This window comes from Acinetobacter lactucae (assembly GCF_013344765.1).
Classification (GTDB): domain Bacteria; phylum Pseudomonadota; class Gammaproteobacteria; order Pseudomonadales; family Moraxellaceae; genus Acinetobacter; species Acinetobacter lactucae_A.
Genome location: NZ_JABVBF010000131.1, coordinates 1 through 9,813, shown reverse-complemented (window position 1 = coordinate 9,813; position 9,813 = coordinate 1). Strand labels below are relative to the sequence as shown.

Here is a 9,813-nt window from a genome sequence, read left to right as displayed (position 1 = left end):
TTCACTCTTGTTGTGCTCCTTGTTCAGGAGAAGTCATGGAAGCATTAATTGACTCTGGAATTAAATTTTCAATATTCTTTTATAATCCTAATATTCATCCAGTAAAAGAATATCTCATCCGCAAAGAAGAAAATATTCGTTTTGCAGAAAAACATAATATTCCTTTTATTGATGCAGATTATGATACAGACAATTGGTTTGCTCGAGCCAAAGGTATGGAAGATGAACCAGAACGTGGTATTCGTTGTACCATGTGTTTCGATATGCGTTTTGAACGAACTGCCCTTTACGCACATGAACATGGCTTTAGCCTTATCAGTAGTTCGCTAGGAATTTCACGTTGGAAAAATATGACTCAAATTAATGATTGTGGAATTCGGGCAGCATCCAATTATCCAGATATTCAATATTGGGATTATAACTGGCGAAAAAACGGTGGCTCTAGTCGAATGATTGAAATCAGTAAGCGAGAGGAATTCTACCAGCAGGAATATTGTGGTTGTGTATATTCTTTGCGTGACACCAATCGTTGGCGTATGAGTAATGGTCGAGACCGAATTAAACTAGGTGTTAAATTTTATAGTAATGCTATGGAAGAAGATTAAATTTTATTTCTCTTAAAAAATTAATTCATTCTAAGCTATATTTATTGCTAATAAAAAAAGGCCACATCTGGAGAATGTGGCCAAAAGGTGTACTGTACTGAGCTTTGATATTATTAGAATAATTAAGTTAGCTTAAAATAAGATTAATAAATTTTAAAAAGTAATCAGAATAAGTAATTTCTTTTCTCCTCAGATTTATTGTGTTAGTTTTTAATACTTGAATGTTTATATAAGCCATTTATATTCAAAATATAATTTTAATCAATCAGTAAGAATGAAGTGTCATTATGATTCAAAATGAAACTATTGAAATCGTTCCTGTACGGCGGCAAGACTATTTAGAATGGGAAAAATATTGGCTTGCCTATCAAAATTTCTATCAGGTCAATTTGCCTCTTCATATAACAAAAAAGACTTGGGAGCGATTTTTCGAAGAAAAAGAACTAATTTACTGCGCCGTTGCCAAAAATACAGAACATATCTTAGGTTTTGTCACTTATATGTTTCATCGGTCTACTTGGGCAGAAAATAATTACTGTTATTTAGAAGATCTGTATGTATCACCTGAAGTCCGTGGACGACATATTGGTAAGCAACTCATTGAATATGTACAAAAGCAAGCAATTGAACACAACTGTGAGCGCTTATATTGGCATACTCAAGAAAACAACCAAACCGCCCAAAAGCTCTATGACTGGATTGCGCAAAAACCAGGAATTATTCAATACCGTATGCCGTTGAACTAAAGAAAGTAAAAAATACCAAAAGCTGGAGTGCTTTTTGGTATTTAAATTTTAGCAAGAATAAGCTTAATCACTTTGTCATTAATGGTTGAGCATTGATTAAAAGCTGCAAAACGCTTGAGTTCTTGCTCCAATTCGGAAAAAAAGAGCGCCTTGTTTTTTACTGTTTTTTCAACATGTAGGCTAATCACTTCTAATTCTTTTATAGAACGATGGGCTTTACAATCTACTCGGCCTACCAACTCATCTTGATATAGGATCGGCAAACAAAAATAACCATATGTCCGTTTGGCTACTGGTACATAGCATTCGATCCGATAATCGAACTCAAATAAAGAAGCTAAACGGTCACGATGAATAAGCGAGTTATCAAAAGGCGAAAGTATTTTTAAACCGAACTCAGTAGTAAGCTTTTGTTCTATTGCAGCAGTATCAACATATAAAGTTTGACCATTCTCAAGTTTAATTGCAGATACTACACCTGCGTCAATATGCTCCTTCAAAACGACACGCATCATTTCTTTCAAATCATTTTTCTTTAAATGAACTAATTGTTTCCATGTGAATGCACCATGTGCTCGAAGCGTATTATTAAATAAATACTGCGCATATTCATAAAGCGTAGGCATACTTAAATCAATATTTTCAGGCAAGCAGCGCTCGGTCAAATCGAAGACTTTTTCCATTCCGTTACGTTCGCAGATCATCAAGTCACCCTGCATATATAACTGCTCAAAAGCACGGCGGCCTGGTCCACTATTCCACCAGTTTCCTAAACCCTTTTTATTATTTTTATCAATATCTCTTAATCGAATTTTCCCTTCAGCACGAACACGTGCCAAAATTTCATCCATGAGGTGCTGATCGCCTCTATTAAAATAACGGCTTTCTCCTTTCCTGACAGACATCATGGCAGGCAGCGCATAACGATAATCTTTCATAGGAAGATAAGATGCGGCATGATACCAATATTCAAAAATCTGGCGCTCACGTACCAAACTATTGAGATGGCTTAAATCATAATCAGGCACTCGGCTCCACAATATATGGTGGTGAGCTCGCTCCACAACCGATATGGTATCAATTTGCACATATCCTAAATGCTCAATCGCCTGTAAAGTGCCTTCCAAGCCTTTTGCAAATCGACTGGTTTTTCCTAGGCCTTGATTGAATAAAGTAAGCTGTTTCAAAGATGAGATCATAGAAAATCCTTAATTTATCTCATTCGAACTTTCAGCAATAAGTTTTTCTGCCATTTCTTGAGTTTTTCTTAAGCCTGGCATACGGAATTCGGTATGCCCATAATCTTGGATAGATTTCCAACGCCCACCCCAAGTCAGACCAACCGATTCGGCGACTTGTCCATATAATCGATAGCCTTGCATCGCCCACGGATCTCGCTCAGAAATAACGACTTTCCCATTTCGTTTAAATGCTACATCAGCAGCTAAACCGAATTGGTGATAACTTTGGTAACCTCTCGCTTTAGTCGTATTAGGATTGCCCGCCAACATATTTTGACGTGCTGGACTACGATAACCTTCAAGCAAAACAAGTTCATAACCATATTGTTCTTTCATGATTTTAAACACCATGAGTAAACGCTGTTTATAACGTGGGTTCATTTTGTCCCATTTACGATCGACTAAAGTCGTGTCTAGAATAGCTCGACCATCGAAACTTGCATTATCAATCGGTGAAGAATTAATAGCTCCACTATTTTGAGACGAATATTGCTGCTCTAACTGTGTAGCCTCAACAATTGCGGCCTCAATTAAGCTTTCATCCACTTCTGGTGGTGGTGATAATATTTCACCATTTAAAAGTGCATAGATTTGAGGGTCAGTTTTTTTCAGATATTCAGCTTCAATTCGAGTTGAACTAATCGGACGAGTAAAAGCAAAAATTAATATACTGGCAAACAAAAAAAAGCCAGCAATTACAATCCACCATTGCTGTAAATGCCAATGAGATTGTAATTTTTCAGGAGCGGCTGCTTGATTCATGGTTTGAGCAAATTGTTTAACCTGATTAAGCTGCTTACGCCCTTGAGGCAGTAATGACAAAACGAAATCTTTGCTTCTACTCCTAAGTTCATAAGACATTAAAAACGCTAAACCAATTGCCAAACATGTAAAGCAAAAGAAAATGAGAAAGATCATCATCAGTTCATTAATTCACGGCAAAAGGACTTCGTGTAATTTTAATATCTACAGATGCCTTAGGTGGCTCAACCTCAGGTTCTGGTTCGGCTGGAGCTTTACTCTCAATTACGGGTTTAGCCTGTACCACTTGCTGCTGCGGCTTACTCACAGTTTTTTGCTGAGCTGGCTGTATTTTGGGTTGAACCGTTTTAGTTGCACCTGTCTGTAGTTGAGGTACAGCCTGAACTTTCTTTTCGCCTGTTAGCTGTTCGTCAAATGGTGAAACTCGTTGTTCATTCGCAGCAACAGCTTTATGCGGAACAGGTTTAAAGATATTACTTAATTCATTATCTTTTGGCTGTTCAAAGCCATCACGGCTCATTGAGTCTGTTTCGTTGTCTTGACTTACAGCAACCTGATTCTGTTCATCAGAAGAATGAGCAGCATCTTGATTTAAAATTTGCTCTTCTGTTGATTTACTCTCAATTGCTGCTGATTCTGGTGAATTCGGTTGAGACAAGAACAGGAATAGCGAGATGCTAACAAATACCCCGGCAATCACACCAATCACAATATAAAGTACTGGTGATTTCGGCTTTTTTTTATTCGATTGTAAAACTCGAATAGAAGTTGGTTTTTCCTGAGCCATTTCGTTCCATCATCAAGGTAAATAAATTGTAATATGTGCTTGCTCTTGCGGAGCAGAAATCACATTTTGATAATTAGATAATGCTTTATCATTTTGATTATTCAGCATAAATCTTAAACCAGCAAAGGTAAGTAATGCAAAAATCAATAAAAAGATCAAAATCCAAAAGAAAGGTACTTCGCGATGAATAATATTTCGTATTTGATCGGGAATTGCCGAGAACGGCGAAAATGCAACTTTTTTCCCTTTTAAATAGTCAATTTCATCACCCACTCTTGATACTAAATGGTTCAGACTTTCGATAGATTCAATTCGGTATTTACCCTGAAAACCAAGTAAAAGACAGTAATGAAATACTTCAAGAGCGGCTAGACGTTCTTTTCCACGGCTTCGCAATTGCTCCAAAATTTCAAAGAAGCGATAACCCGCTAACTGAGAACCAAACAAGCTCAATTGCAACGGGCTAATTAACCAAGCATTTTGCAAATTAAAATAACTTGGGTCTTGTTGCGTTACGATTGTTTCATCAATCAAAGCACAGAATGCATACTTAGCATCATGAATATCATCAGCTGAAAATTGTAACTTTTTGGCTTGTTGCTCAAATTGATTGAGTAAATTTAAGATTTTTTCACGAAACTGGTGCGCATCTGCTGGCACATACTGATTTCGAATTAAAAAAACCAAATAAAAGCCATCATGCAATAAATCAATAAGATTAATTGCCTGTAGTTTTGCCTGCGACTGGCTATTGTTATTTCCACCCGTCCCAATTTGCCCATCGTCAAATAAAGAAGGAGCGCCTGTAGATTGTGACATTTTTCTCTCCTTTACCGTTAAGCGTTCATGACCGCAATCAATTCAATACTGATATCTTGGAAACCAGCTGGAACATAAATACAGATCGTCTCTGAATCTAACATGCGCTGATATAACTCATGATGCGGTTCAATTTCAAAATAGCTCACACCAGAACGTACCGGTATCGCGGTTGGAACCTGAATTAAATGATGTAATGGAATTGCAGGCAATGCAGCAACTACACGTTGCTCTACATCCAAAGTACTACCAATCTTGAATCGTAAAGGTACGATCTGGATCAACTCATGGGTCTGCATAGCACTACTTGATACCGCAATATAAAGTCGAGTGTCTCGAGTGATCTTATCGGTTTCAAGACTTCCCACCCAATATGAAGGTCGGATCTCTTTAAGCGCAATACTGATATAACGACTTGAAATAATCGTATCGAGTAAATCACGTAGAATCGTGTCTAACTGAGTAAAACTTTCTTGTAAATTATGGTGTTTATAAGCAGGCAGCTGATCAACATCATAGGCTGTCGAGAAAGTTAATAATGAACCTGCTAAACGCAATAATTCGAAAAACAACCGTTCTGGATGGATTTGCGGATATTGCACAAAGTGATTTAAACCAGCATGAGCTGTATTTAAGGCATTCACTAACCAGAAAGAAACGATATCACCTGAACGGAATTCAATTAATTTCTGTTCATTTTCTCGGTTATTGGTTTGAATGGTTTTAATTTTTGCCTTAATAACATTCAGTGTTCTTTTTAAGTTTGAAATGAGTGTTTCAGAGGCATCCACATGTAAAATTGGTGGAATAAACTTTCGGTCAATTTCAAAAGCACCAGAACTTTGACGCTTAATTTTTCCAATCGGCAGATATAAAAAACCATCTAAATTATGGTCTGGATTACTATGAATATCTAATAATTTAAAAACAGCACGGCGGCGTAGCAAACTAATATCTGCTTCGGTAGCATTCGTAAATAGATCATGCGTCTCAACAAGGTGAGATTGATATCTACCCTTTTGCGCTTGGTTTTGATCAATGAGATTTTGCTTATTTGCTTGTAAAAGTGGCAATGCTAAATAGATTATCATCTCACCACGTAAATTAAGATCATCTAATAAAATTGGCTCAGGCAATAGATCATATGCGGGCGCCTGATAAATTTCACCGTCTTGCCAGATCATCTCTACAGACTCAAGAGCAAGAATATGTGTACTCAATTGAGCTTCATCGAAACTTAATTTCTGAATACCATATGAAAAAGGCACAACCGCACGAACCGTATGATTTAGGCGTTGTTCATGATAGGTATCTTGAATTTGGAAATGTTGAGGTCTTAAAAATAAACCTTCACCCCACAGGACTTTTTCAGCTTTAAACATATGTCTTTACCAATCTTTATTCATATTCATTTTTAGGCTGCACACCTAACATTTCCTGAACCATTTGTAATGGATGCTCATCTTTAATGACTTGCGCTAACCATTCATGTAATGGCATTTGACTCCATTTAATCGTTTTTTGAAGCATATAGCTCACAGGACTATGAGGTTCATTTGCTTGGAAGTAATCTGCAATCTCTTGCAGTACTTTCATTGCTTGCTCACGGTTAGCCAAGTGCGTTTGTGCTTGTGGCTGAAAAGCAGGCTGATCTGAAACAACTTGTACAGGCACTTGATTTTCCATAGATGAGCTCGTGATGACAGTAGCCTGTTCTTGGACTGGCGCAAGCCCCGTACCAAAAGCTTCTGCTTTATAAATCTTGCGTAATGTGCTGTGAATAGTCTCAAATGCTGAATCAATCGCAGCAAAACTTGGCGAATCTAGTCCCATTAAATGATCGAGAGTTTGCTTTAAAACATCCCACTCAGTTAACACTGAACTAAAATCTTGATAGTTAGAATATTGAAAAGTTTTAGACGTATTAAAAATAGCTTGGTCAAATTGTTCTAATTCCGATGGCCCCGACTGACTGTCATATTCTTCTGTTTGTTTACGGCGAACATTTTCGTGATAAAGAAAATTATCGTAATCAAGCAAATTATAATAAGGAGCCGTATTGGTTAAAGGAACTTTCTTTAACAACATCGGAAGTTGATTAATTAAACCCTGTAATAAACCAATGCGTTGATCTAAGTCATCATCTTCAATAACAGGGTGAATTTCCTGCCAGTATTGATTAAGCATAGAATGGCTTAAAGTTAAACCTTTCGCCATACCTTCAAAACCATAAAGATGAGTCCAAGCCTCTAAGAGCCAAGTTAATAGGCGAATATCTTTCGTTTTATCTTTTAGCAAAACACTCGTGTTCTTTGCTACAAAGTCCCAATCGGCTTGTTTGCGCTCAGCAACCCAATCACCTTGATCTAGCAATAGATCATCTTGTGTCTTCGCTTTTTTTATTTCATGAAATTCATTAGAAAACGAAAAGTCATCACCACAAGGTAAACTATTACTAATGGGTTCAAGTAGTTCAGAAATATCAATATTCATCTAATTTTAGCTCTATTCAATTTTAAACTTCTGACTTCAATTTTTTACTAGTCCTTTTTTTAGCAGCTTTTGCAACTGGGTCTAGTACATATTGAATTTCATCATCTTTAGCATCAATCATGATAATTTTTGGTAGTTTTTGCTCTGCTAAAGCCACCAAAATTTCTGTAGCCAATGCAGGTAACACTGTAGAATTTAAAATATTATCAACATTACGCGCACCGCTATCGACTTCTGTGCAACGGCTTAAAAGTAGCTCTACCAAATCATCAGAATACTGGACTTGTGTTCCGTATTGTTTCTCAATTCTTGCTGTGATTTTGCCTAACTTATGCTTAATGATTCGTACAAGAAGATCATCATGCAGTGGGAAATATGGTACAACTCTCATTCGGCCTAAAAATGCGGGCTTAAACTGTTTATATAAACTTGGTTTTAGGTGCTCAATCAACTCATCAGCTGTAGGCCATTCTTCTACAGGTCTATTTAAACAAGCTTGCATAATGGCACTTGAGCCAGCATTTGATGTCAGCAAGATAGTCGTGTTTTTAAAATCAATAACTCGTCCTTCACCATCTTCTAAAGTACCTTTGTCAAATACTTGATAGAACAGTTCCTGAACATCACTATGAGCTTTTTCAATTTCATCAAGCAACACAACACTGTAAGGATTACGGCGAACAGCCTCTGTTAAAACCCCACCTTGACCATATCCGACATATCCTGGAGGTGCACCTTTTAATGAAGATACTGTATGCGCTTCTTGATATTCAGACATATTAATGGTGATTAAATGCTGCTCACCACCATATAATTCATTTGCCAAAGTTAATGCAGTTTCAGTTTTACCTACACCACTTGGGCCAACCAAAAGAAATACACCTTGTGGCTTATTAGGATCTTCAAGTTTTGCTTTCGAAGTTTTAATCCCTTGAACTAATTGTGTGAGTGCATAATCTTGCCCCATTACACGCTCGCCCAGTTTATCTTCAAGCGTTAATATCTGCTTAATTTCATCGTTAACCATTTTTCCAACAGGAATACCAGTCCAATCAGAAATAATTTCATTAATGATTTGAGAGTTTACTCTTTCAAATACTAATGGTTGCTGGCCTTGAATATCAGCAAGATCCTTACGCAGCAGATTAATCTGATCGAAAGCTTCAGACTCATTAGCATGATTCTGTGCTTCTAACTCTTGAATTTTATGAACAAGTTCTAATTCTTTTTGCCACTGCTCTTGGGTTTCATGGATCTCTTTTTGCAAAGATTCTAAATTAGCTTTTAAAGCTTCTAATCGTTCATGATGAATTGGAATTTGACGATGTTCATTTTCTAAAATTTGCTGTTCAAGCTTTAAGTTATGCTCTTGGGCCTTTAACTGGTCAAGCTTTACAGGTTGAGCATTTTGAGTCAAAGCAACACGTGCTGCTGCCGTATCAAGAACACTAATTGCTTTATCCGGAAGTTGACGACCACTAATATATCGATGTGAAGAATGAACCGCTGTAACAATCGCCTCATCATCAATTTGCAATTTAAAATGCTGCTGCATGACTGGAATCATCGCACGCAACATATCTACTGCAACTTCTTCGGTTGGCTCTTCTACTTTTACTACCTGAAAACGTCGGCTCAATGCCGCATCTTTTTCAAAATATTGTTTGTATTCTGCCCATGTTGTTGCAGCAATCGTACGCAATTCACCACGCGCAAGTGCTGGTTTTAAAAGATTTGCAGCATCATTTTGTCCAGCTTGTCCGCCTGCACCAATTAAAGTATGCGCTTCATCAATAAATAAGATAATAGGATGAGCTGAAGCTTGAACCTCTTGAATCACTTGCTTTAGACGATTTTCAAACTCGCCTTTAACACTTGCACCTGCCTGCAACAGTCCCATATCAAGCACATGTAAATGGACATTTTTAAGGGCGTTTGGTACTAAACCTTGAGCAATTTTTAAAGCTAGACCTTCAACCACAGCTGTTTTACCAACCCCTGGTTCTCCAGTTAAGATCGGATTGTTTTGGCGTCTACGCATTAAAATATCGAGCATTAAGCGAATTTCATATTCACGCCCAATAACTGGATCTATACCGCCTTTTTTCGCTTTTTCAGTGAGATTAATCGTATATTGATCAAGCGCAGGTGTTTTAGCTGTTTTGGTATTTGTTACAGTTGCGTCTGTTGGTTCAGGTTCATCAGAAGATGTTTTTGTCTCATCTTGTTGTTCAACACTCTTCTCACAAATTTCAAGAAACTTATGTTTCATTGAATCAATTGGTAAGAGATCAAATAAACTCGAAGCTCTCGTTGCAATTTGATATAAATCAGGCGCAGTTAATAACGCAACTAATAAA

At 37.2% G+C, this 9,813-nt stretch carries 9 protein-coding genes; 2 read left to right on the top strand and 7 right to left on the bottom strand.

The window, feature by feature from the left end:
• Together HUN22_RS12725 and HUN22_RS12720 are read left to right on the top strand one after the other, a co-directional pair.
• Positions 1–605 (top strand): epoxyqueuosine reductase QueH (locus HUN22_RS12725; protein ID WP_174729930.1); only part of this gene is annotated, 605 nt, incomplete at its 5' end.
• Positions 606–892: 287 nt separating this feature from the next.
• Positions 893–1,351: a GNAT family N-acetyltransferase gene (locus HUN22_RS12720; RefSeq protein WP_217488174.1), complete on the top strand. Its 459-nt coding sequence runs from the start codon at positions 893–895 to the stop codon at positions 1,349–1,351.
• Between the two features lie 41 nt (positions 1,352–1,392).
• On the opposite strand, the gene HUN22_RS12715 is transcribed toward HUN22_RS12720, so the two are convergent.
• From HUN22_RS12715 to tssH, 7 genes are all read right to left on the bottom strand, one after another.
• On the bottom strand, positions 1,393–2,550 hold the full coding sequence (locus HUN22_RS12715) for a winged helix-turn-helix domain-containing protein (RefSeq protein WP_174729927.1): 1,158 nt from the start codon (positions 2,548–2,550) through the stop codon (positions 1,393–1,395).
• Positions 2,551–2,559: 9 nt separating this feature from the next.
• The gene (locus HUN22_RS12710; protein WP_016144859.1) at positions 2,560–3,513 is read right to left on the bottom strand and encodes a M15 family metallopeptidase; all 954 of its coding nucleotides are present in this window, start codon (positions 3,511–3,513) and stop codon (positions 2,560–2,562) included.
• Positions 3,514–3,520: 7 nt separating this feature from the next.
• The gene (locus HUN22_RS12705; protein WP_174729924.1) at positions 3,521–4,141 is read right to left on the bottom strand and encodes a hypothetical protein; all 621 of its coding nucleotides are present in this window, start codon (positions 4,139–4,141) and stop codon (positions 3,521–3,523) included.
• Positions 4,142–4,153: 12 nt separating this feature from the next.
• Positions 4,154–4,960 carry a type IVB secretion system protein IcmH/DotU gene (icmH, locus tag HUN22_RS12700; protein ID WP_174729921.1) on the bottom strand — a complete coding sequence of 269 codons (807 nt, stop codon included), beginning with the start codon at positions 4,958–4,960 and terminating at the stop codon, positions 4,154–4,156.
• Positions 4,961–4,977: 17 nt separating this feature from the next.
• Positions 4,978–6,342 (bottom strand): type VI secretion system baseplate subunit TssK, encoded by a 1,365-nt coding sequence (gene tssK, locus HUN22_RS12695; protein ID WP_174729919.1) that lies wholly within the window; start codon positions 6,340–6,342, stop codon positions 4,978–4,980.
• Positions 6,343–6,358: 16 nt separating this feature from the next.
• The gene (gene tssA / locus HUN22_RS12690) at positions 6,359–7,453 is read right to left on the bottom strand and encodes a type VI secretion system protein TssA (protein ID WP_174729916.1); all 1,095 of its coding nucleotides are present in this window, start codon (positions 7,451–7,453) and stop codon (positions 6,359–6,361) included.
• A 22-nt stretch (positions 7,454–7,475) separates the two neighbouring features.
• On the bottom strand, positions 7,476–9,813 hold a 2,338-nt coding region (tssH, locus tag HUN22_RS12685; protein ID WP_174729913.1), incomplete at its 5' end, for a type VI secretion system ATPase TssH.